This window comes from Klenkia soli (assembly GCF_900103975.1).
Lineage (GTDB): Bacteria > Actinomycetota > Actinomycetes > Mycobacteriales > Geodermatophilaceae > Klenkia > Klenkia soli.
Map to the genome: position 1 here is coordinate 49,160 of NZ_FNIR01000008.1, position 26,487 is coordinate 75,646.

Genomic DNA, 26,487 nt, shown 5'->3' on the forward strand with positions numbered 1-26,487 from the left:
GTGCTCGGCCCCCTGCGAGGGGGCCTTCCTCAGTGCGCCAGGACCGGGGCGGCGTCCGGGTCCCGCTCGAGCGCACCGTGCGGCAGGAGCAGTCCGCAGATGACCGCGCCGGCGGCGAAGATGCCCACCGACCAGGCGAACACGGTGGTGTAGCTGGACACCGAGGCCTGCAGGAGCGCCGCCGGGTCGCTCGGGTCGACGCCCACCAGGGCGTCGGTCGCGGCCGCCGCGGCCAGCGCCGACAGCACCGCCGTGGCGATCGAGCCGCCGATCTGCTGGAACGTGTTCACCGCGGCCGAGGCCACGCCGGCGTCGTCGGTGCGCACCCCCAGGGTCGAGGCGGCGAACGCCGGGGCGATCACCAGCCCGATGCCCAGGCCCACGACGACCAGGCCGGGGAAGACGCCGGTCCAGTAGCCGCTGTCAACGTCCAGCTGGGTCAGGATCAGCATGCCCAGGGCGCCGACGAGGAAGCCGGCGGTCACCGGCACCTTGACCCCGACCCGGTTCACCAGCGCCGGGGAGGTCTGCGCGGCGATCGTGAGGGCCACGATCATCGGCAGGAAGGCGACGCCCGTGGGCAGCGGCTCGTAGCCCAGCACCTGGGTGAGGAAGTAGGTCAGGAACAGGAAGACGCCGAACATGCCGGCGCCCACGAGCCCGACCGCGACGTAGGCACCGCCGCGCATCCGGTCGGTGAGCACCCGCATCGGCAGCAGCGGGTGCGCGACCCGCGTCTCGACGACGACGAACGCGACCAGCAGCACGAGGCCGGCGGCGATGAACCCCAGCGTCGACCCGGCGGTCCAACCGTCGGTCTCCGCGCTGGCCAGGCCGTAGACCAGGGAGACCAGGCCGGCGACGGACAGCAGTGCGCCCGGCACGTCCAGGCCCGGGGCGTCGGCGGCGCGGGTGCTGCGGCGGGGGAGGAAGGCCAGTGCGCCGACGACCGCGACGACGGCGATCGGGATGTTCACGTAGAGGCACCAGCGCCACGACAGGTACTCGGTGAGCGCGCCGCCCAGGATCAGGCCGATCGCGCCGCCGGCGCCGGAGATCGCGCCGAACACGGCGAAGGCCCGGCCGCGCTCCTTGCCCTCGGCGAAGGTGACGGTCAGCAGCGACAGCGCGGCGGGGGCCAGCAGGGCGCCGAAGACGCCCTGGGCGCCGCGGGCGGCGACCAGCACGCCGAACCCGTCGGCGGCACCGCCGACCGCCGAGGCGAGCGCGAAGCCGACCAGGCCGACGAGGAAGACGGGCTTGCGGCCGACCAGGTCGGCCAGCCGGCCGCCGACCAGCAGCAGCGAGCCGAACGCCAGCGCGTAGGCGGTCACGATCCACTGGCGGCTGTCGTTGCCGAAGCCGAGGTCGGCCTGCGCGGTGGGCAGCGCGATGTTCACGATCGTGGCGTCCAGCACCACCATGAGCTGGGCGAGGGCGACGACGCCCAGCACCAGCCAGCGACGCCGGTCGGCGGTCTCCGGTGCCGGACCCCCCTGGGTCGGGCTCTCGGTCGTGCTGGTCATGCGTCCTCCGAACGAAGTGGAACAGTCTTTCCGGTTCTGCCGAGGACGCTAGCAAGAAAAACGGAGAGCTTGTTCCGCTTCGGTTACGATGCGGTCATGTCCTCCGTCACGTCCGGCCCCGAGGCCGCCGCGCGACCGCTGCGGCGCGACGCCGAGCGCAACCGGGCGCTGATCCTGGACGCCGCCCGCGAGGTCTACGCCGCCCAGGGGCTGGACGCCGGGTTCGACGAGATCGCCCGGGCGGCCGGTGTCGGCGTGGGCACCGTGTACCGGCGATTCCCGGAGCGCGGTGACCTGGTGCAGGCCCTCTTCGAGCAGGAGATCGACGCCGTCGTCGCCCGGGTGCAGGAGGCCGCCGCCGACCCCGACCCGTGGCGCGGTCTGGGCGGCTTCCTGCGCTGGGGCGCCGAGGCGCAGGCCGCCGACCGCGGGTTGGCCCAGGTGCTGGCCGCAGCCGGCAAGGGCCACGAGCGCGTGGCGGCCGGGCGCGACCGGCTGCGCCCGGCGGTCGAGGCGCTGGTGCGCCACGCCCAGGCGGCCGGGGTGCTCCGCGACGACGTCACCGAGGTGGACATCGGCATCGCGCTGGCGATGATCAGCCAGGTCGGCGACGCCAGCCGCGGCGACCTGCGCGACCGGTACGTGACCCTGGTGCTCGACGGCCTGGCCGTGCGGCGCGAGGCCCCGACCCCGCTGCCGGCCGCCCCGGCCTCCGAGGACGACCTGGCCTGCGTCGTGGCCCCCGCCCGCCGGCACCGCTGAGGTCGGCCCCGGCGGCTCAGCGGCCGAGGAAGGCGAGCACGCCGGCGGCCAGCTGCTGCGCGAGCGCCTGCCGGCCCGCCTCCGAGCTCATCAGCGCGGCGTCGGCGGCGTTGCGCATGTTCCCGCACTCCACGTAGACCGCCGGCACCGTGTTCAGGTTCAGCCCGGCCAGGTCGCCGCGGCTGTCCAGCCCGTCGGTGCCCAGGTAGTCGCTGACCGGCTCGACCGCGGTGAGGGAGTCGCGCAGGTCGACCGCGAGGGCCTGGGTGGCGGCGGCCACCTCGGCCCCGCCGGGGTCCAGCGACGACGTGATGACGTGGAAGCCGCGCCCCCCGGGTGCCGCACCGTCGCCGTGGATGCCGACGAACGCCGCCGCGCCGACCCGGGCGCCCAGCTCCCCGCGGACGTCGACGCACGGGCCCACCCCGGTGTCGTCGGCGCGGGTGAAGACCACCTGGACGCCCTGGTCGTGCAGCAGGTCGGCGACCCGGTTGGCGACGTCCCAGGTGAAGGCGTGCTCCGGGTAACCGGCATCGGTGCTGGTCCCGGTGGTGTTGCAGGGCTTCGTCCCGCCCGCGCCGTCGGGCACCGGGGCGTTGATCGTGCCGGGGTCCGCCGCGTTGCCGCCGTTGTGCCCCGGGTCGAGCACCACGGTCGGGCCGGGGGTGGGCGACGTGGAGGTGGTCGTGGGGGGTGCCGCGGTCGTGGACGGCGCCGCGGTGGTGGTCGGGTCCGTCGTCGGGGTGGCGCTCGTGGTCCCGGCGCTGCTCCCGGCGGTGGTCGTGGTGCTGCCCGGGGCCGACGTCGCTGCCGGGTCGCCGGCGCCGCACCCGGCCAGGACCAGTACCGACGCCGCCAGGAGGACCGCCGCTCGTCGCACGCCCGCAGCGTGCCACGGGCTGTCGGACCCACCGCATACCCTCGACCGCATGCAACCCGGTGGAGCCCCCGACATGGCCTCGATCCTCAAGCAGGCGCAGCAGATGCAGCAGCACCTGGCCGCCGCGCAGGAGCAGCTGGCCCAGGCCGAGGTCACCGGCACGGCCGGCGGTGGCATGGTCACGGCCACGATGACCGGCAGCGGTGAGCTCACCGGTCTGGTGATCTCCCCCGAGGCCGTCGACCCCACCGACGTCGAGACGCTGCAGGACCTCGTGGTGGCCGCGGTCCGCGACGCCGGCCGGGCCGCCGGTGAGCTGACCCAGTCGACCATGGGCCCCCTGGCCGGTGGCATGGGCGGGATGGGTCTGCCGGGCTTCTGATGTACGAGGGCGCGGTCCAGGACCTCATCGACGAGCTCGGCCGGTTGCCCGGTGTCGGGCCCAAGAGCGCGCAGCGCATCGCGTTCCACCTGCTGGCCGCCGACGCCGGCGACGTCGGCCGGCTGGTGGCCTCTCTGCAGCGGGTGCAGGCCGAGGTGCGCTTCTGCGTGACCTGCTTCAACGTCGCCGAGGCCGAGCAGTGCCGCATCTGCCGCGACCCCCGGCGCACCCTCGACGTCATCTGCGTCGTCGAGGAGCCCAAGGACGTCGTGGCCATCGAGCGCACCCGCGAGTTCAAGGGCCGCTACCACGTGCTGGGCGGTGCGATCAGCCCGATCGAGGGCGTCGGCCCCGACGACCTCAAGGTCAAGGAGCTGATGACCCGGCTGCTCGACGGTTCGGTCACCGAGCTGATCATCGCCACCGACCCCAACCTCGAGGGCGAGGCGACCGCGGCCTACCTGGCCCGGTTGGTCGGCCCGATGGGGCTCGCGGTCTCGCGGCTGGCCAGCGGGCTGCCGGTGGGTGGCGACCTCGAGTACGCCGACGAGGTCACCCTGGGCCGCGCCTTCGAGGGCCGCCGCCGCATCTGAGGGGTCAGGCCCAGGGCAGCCCGCCGCGGGTGGCCCAGTAGGCCTCCGGCGTCTCGGCCAGGTCGGGCAGGTCGACGGACAGGCCCCGGGCCTGCGCGTTGGCCCGCAGCTGCTCCGGGGTCACCGCGCCGGACAGGACGACGGACGCCCACGGCTGGGTCAGCGCGGCAGCCAGCGCCACGGCGTCGGGGCCGACCCCGGCCGCCGCGGCCGCCGTCCGGACGGGGGAGTCCGCAGGCAGGCCGCGGGTGGTGAGCCGGCCGTTGGCCACGCCCTCCTTGACCAGCACGCGGAACCCGGCGTCCGCGGCCTCGGCCAGCGCCGGGCCGGCGGAGGTCTCCAGCAGGTTCCAGGTGCTCTGGACGGCGGAGAACAGCGGGGCGCCGGCCACCTGCAGGGCCACCCCGCGGCGCACCGCGTCGGCCTGCCGGGGGCCGGAGGTGGAGAAGCCCAGCGGGGTGCCGGCGTCGCGGACCTCGGCCAGCCGGTGCAGCAGGGCGTCGTCGTCCCACAGCGGGCTCTCGGGGGTGAGCGAGTGCACCTGGTAGAGCGCGATGCGGCCGCCCAGCAGCTCCCGCGACTGCGCCCACTGCCGGTCGAAGGTGGCCAGGTCGTGCGTCTTCACCTCGTCGGCGTCGACCGTGGGGTCCTCGGCGGTGTAGGTGTACCCCCACTTGCTGGACACCGTGACGTCCCCGGCCCAGCTCGCGAGGAACTCCTCGGCGCGGCCGTAGGAGCGGGCGGTGTCCACCCAGCCGATGCCGAGGTCGACCGCGGTGTCCAGCAGCTCGTGCGCACGGGCCCGCAGCACGGCCGGCGACCGGTCGGCCGGGAGGTCGTCGTCCCGGCCGAGGGTGATGTAGGCGGGGCGGCCGATCGCGGCCAGCCCGAGTCCCAGCTGAGCGTCCACGTCGGCCCATCCTGCCCCCCGCCCGACCCCGGTCGTGACCGGGGTCACCGGAGGTCTCGGTTCGGTGACGATCGCTGGGTCAGGTCACACGACCGTCACAGCCGGGGCCTAACGTGCCCTTCCAGCCCCGGACGTCCTCCCGCCCGGAACCAGTCACGCATCAGCTCATCCGGCCGCTGCAGGCCGAGAAGGCAGGTCTTCCACGATGCACCGTCGTCACACCCGAGCGCTGGCCCTGTCGGCCGCCGCCCTCACCACGCTGTCGATGGCGGCGTGCGCCTCCAGCGACCGGGACGACTCGTCCTCCGGGGACGCCGAGTCCGGCGGCACCTTCGTCTTCGGCACCGCCGGCGAGCCGACCGTGCTGGACCCGGCCTTCGCCCAGGACGGCGAGAGCTTCCGCGTCTCCCGGCAGATCTTCGACGGCCTGCTGACCACCGAGCCGGGCACCGCCGACCTGGCGCCGGCCCTGGCCGAGAGCTACGAGGCCTCCGACGACGGCCTGACCTACACCTTCGACCTGCGCGAGGGCGTGACCTTCAGCGACGGCACCGACTTCGACGCCGACGCCGTCTGCGCGAACTTCGACCGCTGGTTCAACTTCACCGGCCTGGCCGCCAGCCCGGCCGCCTCGGTCTACTGGCAGGACAACTTCGGCGGCTTCGCCGACACCCCGGACACCCCGAGCCTCTACTCCGGGTGCGAGGCCAGCGACGCCTCCACCGCGGTCATCACGCTGACCGCGGTGACCAGCAAGTTCCCCGCCGTCCTGTCGCTGCCGAGCTTCTCGATCCAGAGCCCCACGGCCCTCGAGCAGTACGACGCGGACGACCTGGGGGGCAACGGCGACGCGCTGAGCTACCCCTCCTACGGCCTCGAGCACCCGACCGGCACCGGCCCGTTCGTGCTGGAGAGCTGGGACCGCGGCAACGGCGTGGTCACCCTGACCCGCAACCCCGACTACTGGGGTGACCCGGCCGGGGTCGAGGAGATCGTGTTCCGCTCGATCCCCGACGGCAACACCCGTCGCCAGGAGCTGCAGGCCGGCTCGATCGACGGCTACGACCTGGTCGCCCCCGCGGACTACGACACCCTGACCGGCGACGGCTTCCAGGTGCTCCCGCGCGACCCGTTCAACATCCTCTACCTGGGCATCAACGCCGGGAACGTCGAGGGCACCAACGCCAACCCGGCTCTGCAGGACATCCGGGTGCGCCAGGCGCTGGCGTACGCCATCGACCGCGAGACCATCGTGAACTCCCTGCTCCCCGAGGGCGCCGAGGAGGCCATCGAGTTCGTGCCGCCGGCCGTCGACGGCTGGACCGACGACGTCACCACCTACGACTACGACCCGGACAAGGCCCGTGAGCTGCTGACCGAGGCCGGCGCCCTGGGCACGACGCTGCGGTTCTACTACCCGACCGACGTCAGCCGGCCCTACCTGCCGGACCCGGGCGCCATGTACGAGGTGATCAGCCAGAACCTCACCGACGCCGGGTTCACCATCGAGCCGACCGCGCTGACCTGGAGCCCGGACTACCTGAACGCCGTCCAGGCCGGCCAGGCCGACATCCACCTGCTCGGGTGGACCGGTGACTACAACGACGCCTACAACTTCATCGGCACGTTCTTCGCCGAGAAGGAGAACGGGCAGGCCAAGGCCGAGTTCGGCGCGTTCAGCTCGCCGGAGATCTTCTCCGCGCTGGCCACCGCCGACGGCGAGCCCGACCCCGACGCCCGCACGGCGGACTACCAGGAGGCCAACCGGGTGATCATGGACTACCTCCCGGCCATCCCGGTCTCCCACGCACCGAACGCGCTGGTCGTCGCCGAGGGCGTCGAGGGCCTCGTGCCCAGCCCGCTGTCGGCCGAGGACTTCTCCACGGTCACCGTCAGCAACTGACCCACCGTCGTCCGGCCCCTCCCACCGGGAGGGGCCGGACGCGCGTCACGACCCCCGAGAGGCTGACCCGAGCACGTGCTCCGTTTCATCGTCCGACGGCTGCTGCAGCTGGTCCCGATCCTGCTGGGCCTGTCGCTGCTGCTGTTCACCTGGCTGCGCCTGCTGCCCGGCGGGCCGGCCCAGGCCGCGCTCGGCGAGCGCGCCACCCCCGAGGACATCGAGCGGTACAACCAGGTGTTCGGGTTGGACCAGCCGATCTGGGTGCAGTACCTGAAGTTCCTGGGCCGGGCCGTCCAGCTGGACTTCGGCAACTCCTCCCGGACCGGCCGCCCGGTCACCACCGAGTTCCTCGAGCGGTTCCCGGGCACCATCGAGCTCACCGTCTTCGCGATGGTCTTCGCGATCGGGCTGGGCATCCCGCTGGGCTACCTGGCCGCCCGCAAGCACGGCAGCTGGATCGACTCGACGTCGGTCATCGGCTCCCTGCTCGGCGTGGCCATCCCGGTCTTCTTCCTGGCCTACCTGCTGCGCGTGGTGTTCGCCGTCGACCTGGGCTGGCTGCCCGGCTCGGGCCGCCAGTCGGTGCGCATCGACGCCACCCACGTCACCAACTTCTACGTCCTGGACGGGCTGCTCACCCGGGAGTGGGACGCCGCGCTCGACGCGCTCCTGCACCTGGTGCTGCCGGGCATCGCCCTGGGCACCATCCCGCTGGCCATCATCGTGCGGATCACCCGGGCCGCCGTCCTCGACGTCGTCAACGAGGACTACGTGCGCACGGCGAACGCGAAGGGCCTGGCCACCGCGACGGTCCGGCGCCGGCACATCATCCGCAACGCGCTGCTCCCGGTGTCCACCACGATCGGCCTGCAGACCGGGCTGCTGCTCTCGGGTGCGGTGCTGACCGAGACGGTGTTCGCCTTCGGCGGCGTCGGGTCGGCGCTCAAGGACGCGATCGACCTGCGCGACTACTCCATCCTGCAGGGCTTCATCCTCATCCTGGCGGTCGTCTACGTGCTGGTGAACCTCCTGGTCGACGTCTCGTACGGCCTGCTCGACCCCCGGGTGAGGGTCAAGTGAGCGCCGCGCTGGGGGACCGGCGGCGCGAGAAGATCGACGCGCTGGCCGCCCGCGCCGGCCAGGTGCCCGAGGGCGAGGGCGGGGTCTCGCTGACCCGCAGCGCGATCCGGCGGCTGCGCCGCGACCCGGTGGCCATCATCGGGGCGGTCATCGTCGTGGTCTTCGTCGTCGTCGCGGTGCTGGCCCCGCTGCTGGCCCCGCGCGACCCGCTGGCGCAGACCCTGCTGGGGCAGGTGCGGCAGGGCTTCATCCCGGGGGCGCAGGACGGCTTCCCGCTCGGGGTCGACCAGCTGGGCCGGGACACCCTGAGCCGGCTGATCTACGGCTCGCGGCAGTCGCTGCTCATCGGCGTCGTCTCGACGGTGCTCGGCCTGGTCGTCGGCATGGGGCTGGGGGTCCTGGCCGGCGCGTTCGGCGGCTGGGTGGACACCCTGGTCATGCGGTTCGTCGACATCCTGCTGTCGATCCCCGGCCTGCTCATGGCGATCAGCGTCTCGGTGCTCCTGGGCCGCAACCAGTACGCGCTGATGATCGCCATCGCGGTCACCCAGGTGCCGGTGTTCGCCCGCCTGCTGCGCGGCTCGATGCTGTCCCAGCGGGACAAGGACTACGCCGTCGCCGCCCGGGCCCTCGGGGTCAAGCGGTCGCGGATCGTGTTCGGGCACGTGCTGCCCAACTCGCTGTCACCGGTCATCGTGCAGGGCACGCTGTCCCTCGCCACGGCGATCATCGAGGCGGCGGCGCTGTCGTTCCTCGGCCTGGGCGACCCCGACATCAGCCGGCCCGAGTGGGGCGCGATGCTGGCCAACGCCCAGGAGGTGCTCTCCATCCGTCCCGAGCTCGCCGTCTACCCGGCGCTGTGCATCATCGTGGTCGCGCTGGGCTTCACCCTGCTCGGGGAGTCGCTGCGCGAGGCCCTCGACCCGAAGTTCCGGCGGTGAGCGCCGTGGGCGGGGCAGCCGGACCGGTGCTGCAGGTCGAGGACCTGCGGGTCCGGTTCCAGCGCCGCGGCGAGGTCGCGACCCACGCCGTCGACGGCGTCAGCTTCGCCGTCGCCCCGGGGGAGACCGTGGGCCTGGTCGGCGAGTCCGGCTGCGGCAAGTCGGTGACGTCGCTGGCGACCATGGGCCTGCTGCCCAAGCGGGGCGTGCACGTCTCGGGCTCGGTGAAGCTGGACGGCGAGGAGCTGCTGGGTGCCGGCGACCGCACGCTGCGCAAGCTCCGCGGCAAGGACATGGCGATGGTCTTCCAGGACCCGCTCTCCTCGCTCAACCCGACGGTCACCATCGGGACCCAGGTGGTCGAGGTGCTGGCCGAGCACCGCGGGATGAAGGGCGACGCCGCCCGCCGCGAGGCCGAGGACCTGCTGGACCGGGTGGGCATCCCCGACCCCCGGCGCCGGCTGGGGGAGTACCCGCACCAGCTGTCGGGCGGCATGCGCCAGCGGGCGCTGATCGCCATGTCGCTGGCCTGCTCGCCGCGGCTGCTCATCGCCGACGAGCCGACGACGGCGCTGGACGTCACCATCCAGGCGCAGATCCTCGAGCTGCTGCGCGACCTGGTGCAGGGCTCGGGCACCGCGCTGGTGATGATCACCCACGACCTCGGCGTCGTCGCCGGGCTGTGCGACCGGGTGCACGTGATGTACGCCGGCCGGATCATCGAGACGGCGGAGCGGCGCGACCTGTTCGCCCGCCCGCGGCACCCCTACACCGGCGGGCTGCTGGCCTCGGTGCCCCGGCTGGACGGCGGCCGCGGCGCACCGCTGACCCCCATCCGCGGGTCGGCCCGGGACACCATCCCGTGGACGCAGGGCTGCGCGTTCGCCCCGCGCTGCGACGTCGCACTCGACGACTGCCTGGTCGAGGTGTCCGGCTCGGAGGTGGAGCTGGCCGACGACGGAGCCGGCCGCCAGCTGCGCTGCCGCCACCCGCTCACCCCCGCCGTCCCGACCGCTGGAGCCCACCCGTGACCGAGCCCCTGCTGCGGGTCGAGGGCCTGCAGGTGCACTTCCCGATCAAGCGCGGGGTCTTCGTCGACCGCACGGTCGGGCACGTCAAGGCCGTGGACGGCGTCGACCTGACCATCGACCGCGGGACGACGTACGGACTGGTCGGCGAATCGGGCTGCGGCAAGTCCACCCTCGGCCGGGCGATCCTGCGGCTCGAGGAGCCCACCGCCGGCCAGGTCTGGTTCGACGGGGTGGACGTCGCCTCGCTGAGGCCCGAGCCGCTGCGGCACATGCGCCGGCGCATGCAGATGGTCTTCCAGGACCCCCTCGGCTCGCTGGACCCCCGGCAGGACGTCGAGTCGCTGCTCGCCGAGCCGCTCAAGGCGCACGGCCTGGGTGGGTCGGGTGCCGAGATCGCGAAGCGGCTGCGCGAGCTGCTGGACTCCGTCGGGCTGCCGGCGGCGGCGCTGCGGCGGTACCCGCACGAGTTCTCCGGGGGCCAGCGCCAGCGCATCGGCATCGCCCGGGCGATCACCGTCGAGCCCGACCTGCTCATCGCCGACGAGCCGGTGTCCGCCCTCGACGTCTCGGTGCAGGCCCAGGTGGTGAACCTGCTCGAGGAGCTGCAGGAGCGCCTCGGCCTCACCTACCTGGTCATCGCGCACGACCTGGCCGTCGTCCGGCACATCTCCGACGTCGTCGGGGTCATGTACCTGGGCTCCCTCGTCGAGCAGGCGCCGGCCGACGCGCTCTACGAGACCCCGCTGCACCCCTACACCCGCGCGCTGATGTCCGCGGTGCCGGTGCCCGACCCCGTGGTGGAGGACGCCCGCGAGCGAATCCTGCTGTCGGGCGACCTGCCCTCCCCGGCGAACCCGCCGTCGGGCTGCCGGTTCCACACCCGCTGCCCGTGGCGGCAGGAGACCCGTTGCGACGACGAGGTGCCGGTGCTGCGCGAGCTGGCCCCGGGACACCTGGTCTCCTGCCACTGGGCCGAGGACGTCCGGGACGGCGTGCTGCAGCCGAGGTCGGCCGAGCAGGTCGCGGCCACCCAGGGCGTCGCGGTGGCCGCGACCGGCACCGAGGCCGGCAGCGACGGGTTCGTCGGCGGTGTCGACGAGCCGATCAGCTACCACTGATCGGCGACGGACCCCACGGCTGGATGTGGCATCCAGCGGGGTCCCGGGCCGGGGACACCGCGACGAGTCACATCCAGCGGGGTCACGACGGTGCGTTCCGACACCTGGACCCTGTCGGACCCCGGTGGGAGGGTGCCTGCACCCACCCGACGAGGAGGACGACGATGCCCACCCGGAGCACCCCCTGGCCAGCCGGTACGCCCTGCTGGGTCGACCTGGCCACCACCGACCTGCCGGCCGCCCGCACCTTCTACGCCGAGGTGTTCGGCTGGACCGTCCCCGAGGGCCCGCCCGAGACGGGCGGGTACTCCAGCGCGACGCTCGACGGCCACCGGGTGGCCGGCCTGGGCCCGACCATGCAGGAGGGGCAGCCCACGGCGTGGCTGACCTACGTCGCCACCGACGACGTCGCCGCGTCGGTCGATGCGGTCCGGGCCGCCGGCGGCACCGTGCACATGGGTCCCGACCAGGTCGGCCCGCTCGGGTCGCTGGCGGTCGCCGCCGACCCCACCGGCGTGGTGTTCGGGCTCTGGCAGGCCGGCAGCCATCCCGGCGTCGAGCTGTTCAACGAGCACGGCGGGCTGGTCTGGAACGAGGCGGTGGTGGGCGACCCGGCGGCGGCCCGGAAGTTCTACACGGCCGTCTTCGGCTGGGCGTGGGACCCGGTCGAGGGCATGGAAACCTACCAGACCTTCCGGCTGGGCGACCGCTGGCTCGGCGGGCTGGGGGCCGGACCCGACTCCCCGGTCCAGGGGTGGGGGGTGTGCTTCGCCGTGCGCGACACCGACGCCACGGTGGCCGACGTGACCGCCCGGGGCGGCACCGTGCTGATCCCCGCGCAGGACTCCCCGTACGGCCGGTACGCGGTGGTGGCCGACCCGCAGGGTGCGGCGTTCTCGCTCATGCAGACGACGGGCGAGGCGGCCTGAGGGTCGGCCGGCACGAGCGGGGCCGGGGATGCAGCAGGATGACGCCCATGCCGCGACCCCGTGCCGTGCTGCCCCGTCTCCTCGCCGTCGCAGCGCTGGCGGTGGGGCCGCTGCTGCTGGCCGGCCCCGCGGCCGCGCAGGAACCGCTCCGGCTCGACGACCAGATCACCGACGACGCCGGGGTGCTGTCGGCCGACGACCGCGCCCGGGTGCAGACCGCGCTCGACCAGCTGCGCGCCGACGAGGGGCTGCAGCTGTTCGTCGTGTTCGAGGACACCTTCGACGGCACGTCCGGCCCGGACTGGGCGACCGAGACCGCACAGCTGTCCGGGTTCGGCGACGGCGACGTCCTGCTGGCCGTGGCGGTGGAGAGCCGCGACTACGGCACGTCGATCCCCGTCGCGGTCATCTCGTCGTCCGACGACCAGCTGTCGCTGGAGACCGACCAGGTCGAGCCGCACCTGGCCGACGAGGACTGGGCCGGCGCCGCGATCGCGATGGCCGACGGCCTGAGCCCCAGCAACACCGGCTGGTACGTGCTGGGCGGCGCGGTGGCCGTGGCGGCCCTGGGCGGTGGCGGCTACGCCGTGGTGCGCCGACGGCGACGGGCGGCCGAGGAGGCCGAGGCGATCCGCAAGGCCGGCCCCTACCCGGACCAGAGCACCGAGCAGCTGACCAACCGGGCCAGCGAGGGCCTGCTGGCCGTCGACGAGGCCGTGCGCACCTCGCAGCTGGACCTGGACTTCGCCCGCCTGCAGTACGGCGAGGCCGGGGTGGCCGGGTTCGCCGGCACGGTGGGCAACGCCCGCACCCAGCTCGCCGAGGCCTTCTCGATCCGCCAGCAGCTGGACGACGAGGTGCCCGAGGACGAGCCGACGCAGCGGCGCATGCTGGCCCGGGTGCTGGAGCTGCTGCAGGCCGCCGACGACCAGCTCGACGCCCAGGCCACCGAGTTCGCGGCGCTGCGCGACCTCGAGGCCAACGCGCCCCAGGTGCTGGCCGGGCTGGGGCCGCGGCTCACCGCGATGACCGGCCGGCTGCCCGCCGAGGAGGAGCGGCTGGCCCAGCTCGGCCGCCGGTGGGCCGCCTCGGCCCTGGCGCCGGTGGCCGACGTCCCCGCGCGGGTGCGCGAGCAGCTGGCCGCCGCCGAGCAGGCGACGACCGCCGCGCAGACCGAGCTGCAGGCCGGGCGCACCGGGCCAGCCGTGCCGTCGCTGCGCACCGCCGAGGACGCCGCCGCGGCGGCCCAGGCGAGCCTGGACTCCCTCGCCGCCCGGGCCCAGGAGCTGAACACCGCGGCCGCCGCCGTGCCGGCGGCCCGGGCCGAGGTGGAGGCCGGGCTTGTCGCCGCCGGCCGGGTCGACCCCACCGACGCCGCGGGCATGGCCGAGCCCGTGACCCAGGCGCGCGACTCCCTCGGGGTCGCCGACCAGCTGATGGCCGGCCCCACCCCGGACCCGATCGCCGCGCTGGCCCGGCTCGACGCGGCCGACGACGCGCTGGACGCCGCCCTCGCCACCGCGCAGACCGCCGCCGTCGAGCGCCGGGCCGCCGTCGCCCGGGCCGAGCGGGCGCTGGTCTCCGCGCGCAGCTCGGTCAGCTCGGCCGGCGCCGCGGTGGCCGGCGGGCGGGACTGGGCCGGCACCACGCCGCGCACCCGGCTCAGCGAGGCCGAGCGCCTGCTGGCCGCCGCCGAGGCCGCCTTCGCCACCGACCCGGCGGGGTCCTCGCAGTCCGCGGCCCGGGCGAGCTCGCTGGCCGAGGAGGCGGTGTCGCTGGTCGACCGGGCGCGCCGGGAGCGCGAGTCCCGCTCCTCCTACTCCGGGGGCGGCGGGTTCTTCGGCGGCTCGGGCGGGGGCTGGTCGGGTGGGTCCTCCTACCGGGGCTCCTCGGGGCGGTCCTCAGGTCGGTCGTCGTCCTCGTCGGGCCGGCGGTCGGGGGGCGGCCGGTCCAGCGGTGCCCGCCGCAGCGGCGGCGGCCGCTTCTGACCTGGGAGGCTGGGGGCATGCGTCTCGCGTCCCGACTGCTCGCCGGCTCCGCCCTCGGCCTCACCCTCGCGTTCACCGGGGCCGGGGTCGCCTCCGCCGAGGAGCCGTTCGCACCCACGGCCCAGGTGACCGACAACGCGGACGTGCTCTCGGGCAGCGAGGAGAGCACGGTCTCCGACGCACTCGACCAGCTGCAGGACGACGACGGCACGCAGCTGTACGTGGTCTTCGTCGACTCCTTCGACGGCGCGTCCGCCGATCAGTGGGCGCAGGACGCCTACCAGTTGCGGGGCATGGGTGGCAGCGACGTGCTGTTCGCCGTCGCGACCGAGGACCGGAACTACAGCCTGGCCGGCAACGACGGCAGCGGCCGGACCGAGAGCGATCTGCAGTCCATCGTCACCAGCGACGTCGAGCCGCTGCTGGCCGACCAGCAGTGGGCCACGGCCGCCACGACGTTCGCCCAGGAGCTGCAGCCCAGCGACACCGGCACCTACGCGCTGGGCGGTCTGCTCGGGGTCGCCGTCCTGGGCGCCGGCGGGTACGCCGTCGTCCGCAACCGGCGGAGGAAGAAGGCCGTCGAGGCCTCGCGCGCCCGCGCCGCCGAGATCGCCGCCGCCGAGGAGGCCGCGCGGGATCCGCACCACGGCACCTCGACCCAGGACCTGCACTACCGGGCCAGCGGCGAGCTGCTCGCCCTCGACGAGGCGGTCAAGACCAGCCAGCTGGACGTCGACTACGCCCGCGCCCAGTACGGCGAGTCCACGGTCACGGGTTCGGCCGCCGCGCTGCGGGAGTCCCGCGACGAGCTGGGCCGGGCCTTCCAGATCCGGCAGGAGCTCGACGACGAGATCCCCGAGGACGAGCCCACCCAGCGCCGCATGCTCACCGAGCTGCTCGCGCTCACCGGGTCGGCCCGCACCCGGCTGGACGAGCAGGCCGCGGCGCACCGCGCGCTGCGCCACCTCGAGGACGACGCCCCTGCGGAGCTGGCCCGGCTGGACGGCGAGGTCGAGCGCGTGGCCGCCCGGCTGGACCCGGCCGGCCAGGTCCTCGCCGACCTGGAGGGCCGTTACGCACGGTCGACCTGGGCCGCCGTGGCGGACAACGTGACCGAGGCGGGGGAGCGGGTCGAGCTGGCCCGCCGGGCGATCGCGCACGGGCACCAGGAGCTCGCCGGCCAGCGACCGGCGGGTGCGGTCCCGGCGGTGCGTGCAGCCGAGGACGCGCTCGCCCAGGCCGACCGGCTGCTGTCCGCCGTGGACAAGCTGCGCACCGACCTGCACGCGGCACCCGAGCAGTTCCGCGCCGTGCGGGACGAGACAGGGCGCGACATCGCCGAGGCGCGGGCCCTGCTCGAGCGGGGGGTGGACACCCCCGGGCTCCGCGAGAACCTGGCCCGCGCCGAGGCCGCGCTGGTCACCGCCGACCGCCCGCCGACCGACGGCGAGCTGCCCGATCCGCTCGCGGTGACCCGGGCCCTGGACGACGCCGACCAGGCGCTGGAGTCCGCTCTGGAGCCGGCCCGCGACGCCCGGCAGCAGCAGGAGCGCGCACTGGCCCACCTGGGGCAGGCGTTGGCCGCAGCCGCCTCGACCATCGACGCGACGAACGACTTCGTCGCCACCCGGCGCGGTGCGGTCGGGGCGCAGGCGCGCACCCGGCTCGCCGAGGCCGACCGGCACCTCGACGAGGCCAACCGGCTGGCCGCGGCGAAGGACCCGGTCTCGGCCCTCCGCGAGGCCCAGCGCGCGACGACCCTGGCGCAGGAGGCGATGACCACCGCGCAGCAGGACGTCCAGCGCTACCGCCAGGACGACGGCTGGGGCCAGGGCGGCTACGGCGGTGGCTACGGACGGCGCGGTGGCGGGATGGGTGACGCGGTGGTCGGCGGCATCGCCGGTGCTGCGCTGGGCAACATCCTCTTCGGCGGCCTGGGCGGCGGCTTCGGGGGTGGCTTCGGCGGCGGCGGCGGTGACTTCGGCGGCGACTTCGGTGGGGGCGACTTCGGCGGCGGCGGCAGCTTCTGACCCTCCGCGTCGGCGAGGGTCACACGACGCCGGCGGGGGGACGCTGCGGCTAGCGCTCCCGGCCGCGGGGCTTCAGCGGGACCGGGGGCATCGGCGGGGCGGGCGTGCGTTCGCCGTCCTCGAATCCCTCGACGTGGCCGAAGCGTTCACCGGCCTCCCACTGCTCGCGGAACCCGGCCACCTCGTCGCCGGCGCGGCCGACGAAGTTCCACCACATGACGATCTGCTCCTCGAACGGCTCCCCGCCCAGGAGCAGCAGCCGCGAGGGGGCCTGCGCCGACAGCCGAAGGGTCGACCGGCCGGTGCCCAGGTACAGCATCGAGCCGTGCTCGACGGGTGCGCCCTCGACCACGGACGAGCCGGACGACGCCAGCACCGCGTGCTCGAAGCCGGGCTCCAGCGGGATCTCGACGTCCGCGCCGGCTGCCAGCGCCAGGTCGACGCCGACCAGCGGGGAGTAGGCGGTGCCGGGCGAGGTGGCCCCGCCCAGCGAACCCATGAGCACCGTCGCGGTCACGCCGTCGACCTCGAACCCGGGCAGGGTCGCGTGGTGCTCGAAGGCCGGGGCGACGTCCCGCGAGCCGTCGGGCAGGGCGACCCAGAGCTGCGCGCCCTGCAGCAGCCGGGGGTGGTCGACCGGCGACTGCTCGGAGTGGCTGATCCCGTGCCCGGCGGTCATCAGCGCCAGCTCGCCGGGGGCGAAGGACACGTCGCTGCCCAGGGAGTCGCGGTGGTGCACCGAGCCCTCGAGCAGCCAGGACACCGTCTGCAGCCCGGTGTGCGGGTGCGGGATGACCTGCATGCCGTCGGTGCCCGCGATGTCGTCGGGGCCGTAGTGGTCGACGAACGCCCAGGCGCCGACCATGCGTCGTCCCAGGGTGGGCAGCAGGCGACGGACCTGCATCCGCTCGCCCAGGGTGACCGTCTTGCCCGGGAGGAGCTCCAGCGCCGGCCGGGGAGCCACGGCCCCCAGCCCGCCGAGCAGGTGCGGGGAGGGCCGTGGCTCCAGGTCGCTCATGCCGAGAAGCCTCGCACCTCGGCGTGCGCCGCGGGGATCGATCCGAGGCGCCCGGCCTGGTGGTCGGTGAAGGCGTCCATGACCTCCTGCCGGGTGTTCATCACGAACGGCCCGTACATCGCGATCGGCTCGCGGATCGGCCGGCCGCCGAGGATGACGACCTCCAGCGAGGGGGTGCGGCTGTCCTGGTGCTCGGCGCCCTTGACCGTGATGGTGTCGCCGGGCCCGAAGACCGCCAGCTGACCCCCGGTGACCAGGTGGTCGTCGATGCCGACGCGGCCGTTGCCGGACAGGACGTAGACCAGGGCGTTGAACGAGGGGTCCCAGGGCAGGTCCAGCGTCGCCCCGGGCGCGACGGTCGCGTGCACCATGGCCATCGGGGTGTACGTCGTCCCCGGTCCGGCGTGGCCGCCGACGTCGCCGGCGATCACCCGCAGGAACGCCCCGGCGTCGGGGCTGGCCAGCAGCACCGACTGGTCGGCGCGCAGGTCCTGGTAGCGCGGCTCGACCCACTTCTGCGCCTTGGGCAGGTTCACCCACAGCTGCAGGCCGTGGAACAACCCGCCGCTGACCACCAGCGACTCCGGCGGCCGCTCGATGTGCAGCACGCCGCCGCCGGCGGTCATCCACTGCGTGTCGCCGTTGGTGATCGACCCGCCGCCGCCGTGGCTGTCGGCGTGCTCGAAGGTGCCGTCGATGATGTAGGTGACGGTCTCGAAGCCGCGGTGCGGGTGCCACGAGGTGCCCTTGGGCTCACCCGGGGCGTACTCGACCTCGCCCATCTGGTCCATGTGGATGAACGGGTCCAGGTCGCGCAGGTCGACCCCGGCGAACGCCCGGCGGACGGGGAAGCCCTCGCCCTCGAAGCCGCGCGGTGCCGTGGTCACCGACCGCACCCGGCGCCGGACGGTCCGCGGCGCGGGCAGCGGGACCCGGGCCAGGGTGGTGGTGTCCTCGACGGTGATGGCGGGCATCGCGTCCTCCTTGAGTTGAGTGCTCAACTACCTGTCGCCCACCCTAAGCCATGCGGGGCCGCCGGTGTTCCCAGGCGCGGACGGCGGGACCGCTGGCGAACTGGAGCAGCAGACCCCAGAACCCGATCGCGGGCACCAGCAACCCCAGCACGAGCGCGACGGCGAACAGCGCGGTCGCGGCCACCGAGGGGGCGGCGCTCGGCCACGGCACGAGCCCGGCCCGCTGCACAGCCGGCGTCCGGGCGACGTGCAGCACCAGCACGGTCAGCGCGAGCGAGCTCAGGGTCAGGTCGCCGACGTAGAGGGCGAACACGGTCCGGCCGCCGTCGGCCAGCGGCAGCAGCTCGGTGGGGAACGGCAGCACCACGATGGTGAACACCCAGACCAGGCTGGTGCGCACGACCACCGGGTCGTAGGCGGCGACCCGCTCGAACACCGCGTGGTGCAGCAGCCACAGCCGGGCGATGACCACGAAGCTGAGCGCGAAGGCCCCGAACTGGCCCAGGTGGTCGCCGAGCAGCTCGCCGACGGACTGCCCGGGTTCCCGCTCGGTGGCGACGTCGACCAGCGGCAGCACGAGCAGGGTGATCGCGATGGCCACCACGGCGTCGACGAAGGTGGCGAAGCGGTCGAGGCCGCGCTCGGTGCGGTGGGGGGCGGTCACCGGCAGACCGTGACCCACCCCCGACCGCACGTCAACGATGGCGGCGCAGCACCTCGGCGTAGGCCAGCGCGCTGTCCTTCGGCGTCCGCACCTGGGTGTCGTGGTCGACGTGCACGATGCCGAAGCGCTGGTCGTAGCCGCGGGCCCACTCGTAGTTGTCCAGCAGCGACCAGGCGAAGTACCCCCGGACGTCGGCCCCGAGCGCGATCGCGTCGGTCACCGCGGCCAGGTGGTCGTGCAGGTAGGCCACCCGCTCCGGGTCGTGCACGGCACCGTCGGGGGAGACCTCGTCGGGCCAGGCCGAGCCGTTCTCCGTGACCACCAGCGGCAGCCCGGGCGCGACCGACCCGATCCAGGTCAGCAGCGAGGTGAACGCCGGCGCGTCGATGCCCCAGCCCATCGTCGTCGTCGGGCCCACCGGGTCGACGTCCTCGATGCAGCCGGCGCCGATGAAGGACGACGCCGTCCCGGTGGGTGCGCCGGTGTCGCGCACGACCGAGCTGAAGTAGTAGTTCACGCCCAGCCAGTCCAGCGGCGCGGCGATCACCTCGAGGTCGCCGTCCTCGACCGGGAGCGGGGCGCCGGCCGCCGCCAGGTCCGCGACGACGTCGGCCGGGTAGGCGCCGGTCACCGCCGGCAGCAGGAACATCCGGTTCTGCTGGCCGTCGCAGCGGCGGGCCGCGTCGACGTCGGCGGGGGAGTCGGTGGCCGGCGTCATCGGGGTGAAGTTCAGCGTCAGGCCCAGCGAGGTCGCACCGCGGTCGCGCAGCACCCGGGTGCCCAGGCCGTGCGCGAGCAGCAGGTGGTGGGTGGCCCGCGCGGCGGCGACCGGGTCCTGCAGGCCCGGGGCGTGCTGGCCGGACAGGTGGCCCAGCAGCGCGCTGCACATCGGCTCGTTCAGCGTGGACCAGTGCGTGACCCGGTCGCCCAGCGCGCCGTGCAGCACGTCGGCGTACTCGGCGAACCGGTGCGCGGTGTCCCGGTCGGCCCAGCCGCCGCGGTCCTGCAGGGCCTGCGGCAGGTCCCAGTGGTACATCGTCAGCCACGGGTCGACGCCTGCGCCGAGCAGCTCGTCGACCAGCCGGCGGTAGAAGTCCAGCCCGCGCTGCTCCACCCGCCCGGTGCCCTCGGGCAGCACCCGGGACCAGGAGACGGAGAACCGGTAGGCCGACAGGCCCAGCTCGCGCATCAGGGCGACGTCCTCGCGGTAGCGCGCGTGGTGCTCGACGGCGACGTCGCCGGTGTGCCCGAGGTGGGTGCGGCCGGGGGTGTGGCTGAAGATGTCCCAGATGGAGGGGCCGCGGCCGTCGACGTCGACGGCCCCCTCGATCTGGTAGGCGGCGGTGGCCGCGCCGAACACGAAACCGGGCGGGAACGCCAGGTCGGTGCCGGTCTGCGGGCGGGTGTCGGTGCTCGTCACGGGGAGGTGCCTTTCGGGTGGGAGGGGTCAGCCCTTGACGGCGCCGGACATGATGCCGCCGACGATCTGCTTGCCGAGGACGGCGAACACGGCCAGGACGGGCAGCGTGCCGAGCAGGGTGCCGGCCATGATCACCGCGCGCTGGGGCACGTAGCCCGAGCCCAGGTTGGCGATCGCGACCTGCACGGTGGGGTTGGCCGCGGTGAGCGCGATGATCGGCCAGAAGAACTCGTTCCAGGCGGTGAGGAACGTGAGCATGGCCAGCACCGCCATGGCCGGGCGGGCCACGGGCAGCACGATGGAGAAGAAGATGCGGTGCGTCGAGGCGCCGTCGACCCGGCCGGCCTCGAGCAGCTCGTCGGGCAGCGCGGTGATCAGGTACTGGCGCATGAAGAAGACGCCGAACGCGCTGACCAGCGTGGGCAGGATGACCGCCTGCAGCGTGTCGACCCACTGGAGCTGGGCGATCATCATGAACAGCGGGATCACCGCAAGCTGGGTGGGCACCATCATCGTGCCCACCACCAGCCCCAGCAGCGGGCCGCTGCCGCGGAAGCGCAGCTTGGCGAAGGCGAACCCGGCCAGCGTGCAGAACAGCACCGTGCCCACCGTGATGCTCCCGGCCACGACCACCGAGTTGAGGATCGCCAGCCCCAGGGGCGCCTGGTCCAGCGCCGCCGAGACGTTCTCGAAGAAGGTCGCGTTCGGCAGGAAGGGCGGCGGGGTGGCTGCGATGTCGGCGTTGGTGTGCGACCCGGCGACCAGCGTCCAGTACAGCGGGAACACCGACACCAGGGCCGACAGCACCACCAGCGTGTACGTGATCGGCCCGGCGCGCCCGGCACGGGCCCGACGCGGACGACGGAGGGTCGGGCGGGGCAGGACGGCGGTCATCGACGGGCCCCCTCGCGGCGGGTGCGGGAACGGCCGACCAGGAAGGCCGTCCCCACCACCAGCAGGATGATCAGGAACATGGCCCACGCCGTCGTGGCGGCCTGGCCGATGTTGAAGTTGGTCCAGCCCTGCTGGTACATCAGCAGCCCCAGGGTCTGGTACTGGTTGCGCCCGCCGCCGGTGGTCGACCCGTTGCCGCCGAACAGCAGCGGCTCGCCGAACAGCTGGACCGCCCCGATCGTCGAGACGACGACGGTGAACAGGATCGTGGGCCGCAGCGACGGGATCGTGATGTGGACGAACTGCCGCCAGCGGTTGGCGCCGTCCATCTCGGCGGCCTCGTACAGCTCGCCGGGGATGGACTGCATGGCGGCCAGGTAGATCAGCGCGTTGTAGCCCGTCCAGCGCCAGGTGACGATCACCGCGATGGCGACCTGGCTGGACAGGGTGCCCGACTCCCAGTCGACGCGGTCCAGGCCCACGGCCTCCAGGCCGGTGTTGATGATCCCGTAGTCGCGGCCGAAGAGGGTGGCGAAGACCAGCGTGGCCGCGGCGATGCTGGTGGCGTAGGGCATCAGCATCACCGTGCGGAAGAAGGTGCGGCCGCGCAGCTTGTAGTGCAGCAGGTGCGCCAGGCCCAGGGCCAGGCCCAGCTGGGGGACCGTCGCGAGCAGCCCGATGGTGATCGTGTTGCGCAGCGCGTTCCAGAAGAAGTCGTTGCCCAGCAGCGCGACGTAGTTGTCCAGCCCGACGAAGGTGCCCCCGCTGATGTCCGACAGTCGGGCGTCGTGCAGCGAGACCCACGCGGTGAACAGGAACGGGAAGAGGCTGAAGGCCCCGAAGACCAGGAAGAAGGGGGCGACGTAGGCGTACCCCCACCGGTTGCGCGACAGGGAGGGGCCGCGCCGGCGGGGCGGCCGGACGGCGGACGGCGGGTCGGTGACGGCGGGTGCGGTGCGCACGGGGAGGGTCCGGGGTAGGTTGTCGGCGATGGTCACGAGGGCTCCAGGCGGGGTCGGCGGGGACGGCGGCACGCGGCGCCCGGGGGAGTGGCCCCCGGGCGCCGCGGCGGTCAGCCGGTGACCTGCTCGATCGCCGCCAGGGCGTCGTCGTAGGCCTGGTCGGGGCTGCGGCTGCCGTCGGCCACCGTGGTCAGGGCCTGCGAGAAGGCGTCCTGGATCTGGGTGTCGTACGGGCTGATCGGCGTGCGCCGGACGGCGTCGGCCGCCGTCCCGAAGATCTCCCCGATCGGCGCGCCGCTGAAGTACTCGCTGGTCGCGCCGGTGACCTCGGGGCTCTCGGCGGCCACCGAGCTCGACGGGAAGAACCCGGACGCGACGAACATCTTCACCTGCTGCTCGGGGGCGGTCAGCCACTCGACGAGCTGCTTGGCCTCCTCGACGTGCTCGCCGCTGCTCGGCACGCCGAGCCAGGAGCCGCCCCAGGTGCTGCCGGCCTCCGACTGGCCCGGCAGGGTCGCGATGTTCCACAGCCCGGCGCCCTCGTCGCCCAGCTGGGAGGTGATGTAGTCGAGCATCCAGGAGGGGCAGGCGATGGTGGCGAACGCGCCGTTGGCGAACGCGGCGTTCCACTCGTCGCCGAACTGGGCGAGCTCGGCGGTCAACCCGTCGCCGGCGGCCTGGCTGGCCAGCCCCCACGCCGTCTGCACGCCGTCGCTGTCCTCGACCACGGGGTTGCCGTCCTCGTCGGCGTAGGTGACCTCGCCCTGCCGGACAGCGGGGGCGAAGACGCTGTTGGGGCTGTCGACGAAGGCGCTGCCGTCCTGCCGGGTGGGCGAGGCCAGGTACTGCTCACCGGTGGCCAGGTAGTCGTCCCACGTGGGCCACAGCGCGCTGACCGCGGCCGGGTCGGTGGGCAGCCCGGCCTCGGCGAAGAGGTCCTGGCGATAGCACATGGCCTGCGGGCCGGCGTCCGTGCCGAGGCCGATGGTCCGGCCGTCGGTGGTGCTCGCCTGGTCCCACTTCCAGTCGTAGAAGGTGCTCTCGAGGTCCGCGGCGTCGTCCTCGGCCGCGAAGTCGACGAAGGCGTCGGCGTGGTTCTCCACGACGTCGGACACGAAGCCGATCTCGAGGCCCTGGACGTCGGCCATGCCCGAGCCGGCGGCCAGCCGGGTCTGCAGCGCCTGGTAGTACGGCCCGGACTGCGCGACCACGGACTGCTCGATGGTGATCTCGGGGTGCAGGTCCATGTACTCCTCGTACAGGCCCGCCTCCTCGTAGCCGAAGGTGCCGTAGAGCCCCATGGTCAGGGTGATCTGGCCGTCGTCGTCGCCGCTGTCGCCGCCGCCGCAGGCAGAGGTGAGCAGGGCCAGGGACACGGCTGCGGCAGCAGCCGCCCGGGCCCGCCGGGATACCAACATGTGAACCTCCGAGATAGCCGCCGGGTCGGTGCGCCGATGCCCTCCGGCGGGGCTGTGAGAACGCTCTCACGGCCTGCGTGGAGGAGAGTGGCTGCCGTCACAGCAGGCTGTCAAGCACCTGGGAGGAATTCGTGGAAGCGCTCCCACGAACCCTTCCCAGACCGGCCCCGGTGCCGCACCATGGCCCCGTGACCACCGACCTGACGGCGCACCCCCCGGTGACGGGGCCGCCGACCCTCGACGAGGTGGCGGTGCTCGCCGGGGTGTCCCGGGCCACGGTGTCGCGGGTGGTCAACGAGTCCCCGAAGGTCAGCCCCGAGGCCCGCGAGGCGGTGCAGGCGGCCATCGCCCAGCTGCGCTACGTGCCCAACCGCATGGCCCGCAGCCTGGTCACCCGGCGCACCGACACCATCGCGCTCGTGCTGTCCGAGCCCAACAGCCAGGTCTTCTCCGACCCGTTCTTCGCCAGCATCGTGCACGGGGTGTCGGCGGCCCTCGCCGAGACCGACCTGACGCTGGTGCTGCTCACCGCGCGCGACGCCCGCGAGCAGCAGAAGATCGCCCGCTACGCGCGGCAGGGCCACGTCGACGGCGTCGTCCTCATGTCCCTGCACAGCGAGGACCTGCTGCCCGACATCCTGAGCGACGCCGGGGTCCCCCTGGTGCTGTGCGGTCGGCCCTACGACGGCCGGTCGGTGGCCTACGTCGACGCCGACAACCAGGGCGGTGCGCAGGTGGCCACCGAGCACCTGATCGGGCTGGGTCGTGCCCGGGTCGCCGTGCTGACCGGGCCGATGGACATGATCGCCGGGGTCGACCGGCACGCCGGCTGGCTGCGGGCCACCACCGACGCCGGCCGCCGTCCCGACCCGGCGCTGGTCGCGCACGGCGACTTCACCGAGGCCGGCGGCGAGGCCGCGATGGCCCGGCTGCTGGACCAGGCCCCCGACCTCGACGCCGTCTTCGTCGCCTCCGACCCGATGGCCGTCGGCGCGCTGCGGGCGCTGCGGGCAGCCGGCCGGCGGGTCCCCGAGGACGTCGCCGTCGTGGGCTTCGACGACGCCGACGTCGCGCGCGTGTGCGACCCGCCGCTGACCACGGTGGCCCAGCCGCTGGACGTCATGACCACCGAGCTGGTCGAGCTGCTCGGCCGCCAGATCGACGGCCGCGCCGCGCCGGCGGAGACCCGCACCTGCCCGACCCGGCTGGTCCGGCGCGCCTCGGCCTGACCCGCACGGTGCCCGCGGCGTGACGCGACGTCGCGACACCCGCCTGACCGGCACGTTCGCCCGTCCGGGCGGGTTCCGGCTCCTGGCGTTCCCGCTTACGGTGCCCGCACCCGGGTCGCCGCTGCGGCCTCGCACGCAGGAGAGGTCCCCATGGGCCGCCACACCCCCGCCCGCACCGCGCGACCGGCCACCGGCCGTCGTCGCGGGCCGGTGGTGGCCGTCGGGCTGGCCGCCCTCGTGGTCCTGGGTGCGGTGACCTGGGTGGTGACCCGGACGTCGGACGCCGCACCGGCGGGCGCCGCACCCGCGGGCGCCGTCAGCGCGGGGTGCCGGGTGGACGTCGCGGTGCGGGTGGCGGTGGACCCGGCGGTCGGGGGGCTGGTCCGCGAGGCGCTGAGCGGGCCGATCCCGCTGGACGACGACCGGTGCGCGGTGGCCGAGGTGCGCACCGAGCCGCCGCTGCAGACGCTGGGTGCCCTGATCGGCGGCGATCCGGTGGACCCGGTGCAGGTCTGGGTGCCCGACGACGTCTCCTGGGTCACCCGGGCGGGGACGACGGTCGACCCGGCCGCCCCCGAGCTCGCCCGCACCGCCCTCGTGCTGGCCACGAGCCGGGCGGTGGCCGACGGCCTCGGCTGGTCCACGACGCCCCCGACCTGGTCCGACGCGCTGCTGTCCGTGGGGGCCGTGCTCCCCGACCCGACGGCCACGGCCGCCGGTGTGCTCACCCTGGCCGCCCTGCAGACCAGCGCCGGCCCGGGGGAGCCGGGGGACGCCGCCGTCGCCCGGGCGGTGCTGGACGCCGGCCGCCCCGGTTCCAGCACCGACCAGGCGCTCGCCGCGGCCGTCGCCGGTGACCCGGGTGCGCCGGTCGTGGTGGCCACCGAGCAGCAGATCGCCGCGGCGTCGCCCGGCGGGGCGGGCCAGCTGGCCGTGGTCGTGCCCGTCGAGGGCACCCCCGTGCTGTCGGTCCCGGTCGTGCGCACGGCGGCCGGCCGCGACGACGTCGCCGTGGACGCGGTGGTCGACCTGCTGGCGGCCACCGCGTCCGACGGTGCCGCCGTGCGGGCGGCGGGCTGGCGGGACACCACCGGCCGGGCCGGGGACGGCGCCGCCGGGCCGCGGTCCTGGGAGCTGGACGCCGACCTCGTGGCCGCGGTGCCCGCCCGCGTCGCCGAGCTCGCGGCCCGGAGCCGGTGGCTCGCCGTGGTCGACACCAGCACCTCCATGGGTGCCCCGGTCGGCGACGGCACCCGCGCCACGCTGGCCCGCGACGCGCTGACCACGGTCCTGGCCGTGCTGCCCGACCGCGCGGCCGGGGGGTTGTGGGTCGTCGCCGCCGGGCCGGAGGACGACCGGGCCGGGCGCGAGCTCGTCCCGCTGCGGCCGTTGGGCACCCAGGTCGGCGGGCGCAGCCAGCGCGAGCTCCTGGCCGAGCGGTTCGCCGAGCTGCCCGACCTGCCCACCACCGGTGGCACCGGCCTGGACGACACCGTGCTGGCCGCCGTGCGCGCCGCCCGGGACGGGGCGGACCCGGCGGCGGTCACCACCGTCGTCCTCGTCACCGACGGCGCCTCCGGCACCGGCGAGCAGGAGCTGCTGGACACCCTCGCCGCCGAGGCGGACCCGGCCCGCCCGGTGCGGGTGGTGGCCGTCGGCATCGGGCCCGACGCCGACCAGGACGCGCTCGAGCGGATCGCGACGGCCACCGGCGGAGCGGCCTACGCAGCCGTGGACCGCGGGGACCTGCAGACCGTGCTGCTCGAGGCGCTCCGCGGCCGCTGACCGACGCCGTCGCCGCGCGCCGAAACGCGCCGTTCACCGGGCCGAACTAG

23 protein-coding genes are annotated in these 26,487 nt (G+C 74.6%); 13 read left to right on the forward strand and 10 right to left on the reverse strand.

Annotated elements, in window-relative coordinates:
• Positions 1 to 29 precede the first annotated feature (29 nt).
• Positions 30 to 1,526 carry an MFS transporter gene (locus BLS67_RS13380; protein WP_091245933.1) on the reverse strand — a complete coding sequence of 499 codons (1,497 nt, stop codon included), beginning with the start codon at positions 1,524 to 1,526 and terminating at the stop codon, positions 30 to 32.
• A gap of 96 nt (positions 1,527 to 1,622) precedes the next feature.
• Here BLS67_RS13380 and BLS67_RS13385 point away from each other — a divergent pair, with 96 nt between their 5' ends.
• Positions 1,623 to 2,288, forward strand: a complete 666-nt coding sequence (locus tag BLS67_RS13385; RefSeq protein ID WP_091246398.1) for a TetR/AcrR family transcriptional regulator — start codon at positions 1,623 to 1,625, stop codon at positions 2,286 to 2,288.
• 16 nt (positions 2,289 to 2,304) lie between these two features.
• Here BLS67_RS13385 and BLS67_RS13390 read toward each other — a convergent pair whose 3' ends face one another.
• Complete coding sequence (locus tag BLS67_RS13390; protein WP_207500569.1) at positions 2,305 to 3,168, reverse strand: N-acetylmuramoyl-L-alanine amidase; 864 nt, start codon at positions 3,166 to 3,168, stop codon at positions 2,305 to 2,307.
• 49 nt (positions 3,169 to 3,217) lie between these two features.
• Here BLS67_RS13390 and BLS67_RS13395 point away from each other — a divergent pair, with 49 nt between their 5' ends.
• Positions 3,218 to 3,550: a YbaB/EbfC family nucleoid-associated protein gene (locus BLS67_RS13395; RefSeq protein WP_091245939.1), complete on the forward strand. Its 333-nt coding sequence runs from the start codon at positions 3,218 to 3,220 to the stop codon at positions 3,548 to 3,550.
• A complete protein-coding gene (gene recR, locus BLS67_RS13400; protein WP_091245942.1) occupies positions 3,550 to 4,143 on the forward strand; it encodes a recombination mediator RecR in 594 nt (197 codons plus the stop codon). Before BLS67_RS13395 ends, recR begins: the two co-directional genes overlap by 1 nt.
• Positions 4,144 to 4,147: 4 nt before the next feature.
• Here the strand turns inward: recR and BLS67_RS13405 are convergent, their stop codons facing one another.
• Positions 4,148 to 5,053: an aldo/keto reductase gene (locus tag BLS67_RS13405; protein WP_091245945.1), complete on the reverse strand. Its 906-nt coding sequence runs from the start codon at positions 5,051 to 5,053 to the stop codon at positions 4,148 to 4,150.
• A 205-nt stretch (positions 5,054 to 5,258) separates the two neighbouring features.
• Between BLS67_RS13405 and BLS67_RS13410 the strand changes: the two genes are divergently transcribed.
• The 8 genes from BLS67_RS13410 (at position 5,259) to BLS67_RS13445 (ending at position 16,073) form a co-directional block, all read left to right on the forward strand.
• A complete protein-coding gene (locus tag BLS67_RS13410) occupies positions 5,259 to 6,956 on the forward strand; it encodes an ABC transporter substrate-binding protein (protein ID WP_091245947.1) in 1,698 nt (565 codons plus the stop codon).
• Between the two features lie 75 nt (positions 6,957 to 7,031).
• On the forward strand, positions 7,032 to 8,036 hold the full coding sequence (locus BLS67_RS13415) for an ABC transporter permease (RefSeq protein ID WP_091245949.1): 1,005 nt from the start codon (positions 7,032 to 7,034) through the stop codon (positions 8,034 to 8,036).
• On the forward strand, positions 8,033 to 8,977 hold the full coding sequence (locus tag BLS67_RS13420) for an ABC transporter permease (protein ID WP_091245952.1): 945 nt from the start codon (positions 8,033 to 8,035) through the stop codon (positions 8,975 to 8,977). The genes BLS67_RS13415 and BLS67_RS13420 overlap by 4 nt, the downstream gene beginning before the upstream one ends.
• The gene (locus BLS67_RS13425; protein ID WP_242654064.1) at positions 8,974 to 10,008 is read left to right on the forward strand and encodes an ABC transporter ATP-binding protein; all 1,035 of its coding nucleotides are present in this window, start codon (positions 8,974 to 8,976) and stop codon (positions 10,006 to 10,008) included. The genes BLS67_RS13420 and BLS67_RS13425 overlap by 4 nt, the downstream gene beginning before the upstream one ends.
• Positions 10,005 to 11,126, forward strand: a complete 1,122-nt coding sequence (locus tag BLS67_RS13430) for an ABC transporter ATP-binding protein (protein WP_091245955.1) — start codon at positions 10,005 to 10,007, stop codon at positions 11,124 to 11,126. Before BLS67_RS13425 ends, BLS67_RS13430 begins: the two co-directional genes overlap by 4 nt.
• A 164-nt stretch (positions 11,127 to 11,290) precedes the next feature.
• Positions 11,291 to 12,055 carry a VOC family protein gene (locus BLS67_RS13435; RefSeq protein ID WP_091245958.1) on the forward strand — a complete coding sequence of 255 codons (765 nt, stop codon included), beginning with the start codon at positions 11,291 to 11,293 and terminating at the stop codon, positions 12,053 to 12,055.
• Between the two features lie 47 nt (positions 12,056 to 12,102).
• Positions 12,103 to 14,043: a TPM domain-containing protein gene (locus BLS67_RS13440; protein WP_165617582.1), complete on the forward strand. Its 1,941-nt coding sequence runs from the start codon at positions 12,103 to 12,105 to the stop codon at positions 14,041 to 14,043.
• 17 nt (positions 14,044 to 14,060) lie between these two features.
• Positions 14,061 to 16,073 carry a TPM domain-containing protein gene (locus tag BLS67_RS13445; protein ID WP_091245965.1) on the forward strand — a complete coding sequence of 671 codons (2,013 nt, stop codon included), beginning with the start codon at positions 14,061 to 14,063 and terminating at the stop codon, positions 16,071 to 16,073.
• Positions 16,074 to 16,122: 49 nt separating this feature from the next.
• On the opposite strand, the gene BLS67_RS13450 is transcribed toward BLS67_RS13445, so the two are convergent.
• From BLS67_RS13450 to BLS67_RS13480, 7 genes are all read right to left on the reverse strand, one after another.
• On the reverse strand, positions 16,123 to 17,091 hold the full coding sequence (locus BLS67_RS13450; protein ID WP_091245969.1) for a pirin family protein: 969 nt from the start codon (positions 17,089 to 17,091) through the stop codon (positions 16,123 to 16,125).
• Positions 17,088 to 18,065, reverse strand: a complete 978-nt coding sequence (locus tag BLS67_RS13455; protein ID WP_091245972.1) for a pirin family protein — start codon at positions 18,063 to 18,065, stop codon at positions 17,088 to 17,090. Before BLS67_RS13455 ends, BLS67_RS13450 begins: the two co-directional genes overlap by 4 nt.
• A gap of 43 nt (positions 18,066 to 18,108) precedes the next feature.
• Positions 18,109 to 18,729 carry a TMEM175 family protein gene (locus BLS67_RS13460; RefSeq protein WP_091246402.1) on the reverse strand — a complete coding sequence of 207 codons (621 nt, stop codon included), beginning with the start codon at positions 18,727 to 18,729 and terminating at the stop codon, positions 18,109 to 18,111.
• A 31-nt stretch (positions 18,730 to 18,760) separates the two neighbouring features.
• Complete coding sequence (locus BLS67_RS13465; protein WP_091245975.1) at positions 18,761 to 20,149, reverse strand: GH1 family beta-glucosidase; 1,389 nt, start codon at positions 20,147 to 20,149, stop codon at positions 18,761 to 18,763.
• Positions 20,150 to 20,176: 27 nt separating this feature from the next.
• Positions 20,177 to 21,043: a carbohydrate ABC transporter permease gene (locus BLS67_RS13470; RefSeq protein ID WP_091245978.1), complete on the reverse strand. Its 867-nt coding sequence runs from the start codon at positions 21,041 to 21,043 to the stop codon at positions 20,177 to 20,179.
• Positions 21,040 to 22,041, reverse strand: a complete 1,002-nt coding sequence (locus tag BLS67_RS13475) for a carbohydrate ABC transporter permease (protein ID WP_242654065.1) — start codon at positions 22,039 to 22,041, stop codon at positions 21,040 to 21,042. The genes BLS67_RS13470 and BLS67_RS13475 overlap by 4 nt, the downstream gene beginning before the upstream one ends.
• A 74-nt stretch (positions 22,042 to 22,115) precedes the next feature.
• Positions 22,116 to 23,423, reverse strand: coding sequence for an ABC transporter substrate-binding protein (locus BLS67_RS13480; protein ID WP_091245981.1), 1,308 nt, complete (start codon positions 23,421 to 23,423; stop codon positions 22,116 to 22,118).
• A 188-nt stretch (positions 23,424 to 23,611) separates the two neighbouring features.
• On the opposite strand from BLS67_RS13480, the gene BLS67_RS13485 reads away from it, so the two are divergent.
• A complete protein-coding gene (locus tag BLS67_RS13485) occupies positions 23,612 to 24,652 on the forward strand; it encodes a LacI family DNA-binding transcriptional regulator (protein WP_242654066.1) in 1,041 nt (346 codons plus the stop codon).
• A gap of 150 nt (positions 24,653 to 24,802) precedes the next feature.
• Positions 24,803 to 26,437, forward strand: a complete 1,635-nt coding sequence (locus BLS67_RS13490; RefSeq protein ID WP_091245984.1) for a VWA domain-containing protein — start codon at positions 24,803 to 24,805, stop codon at positions 26,435 to 26,437.
• The last annotated feature ends 50 nt before the right edge of the window (positions 26,438 to 26,487 follow it).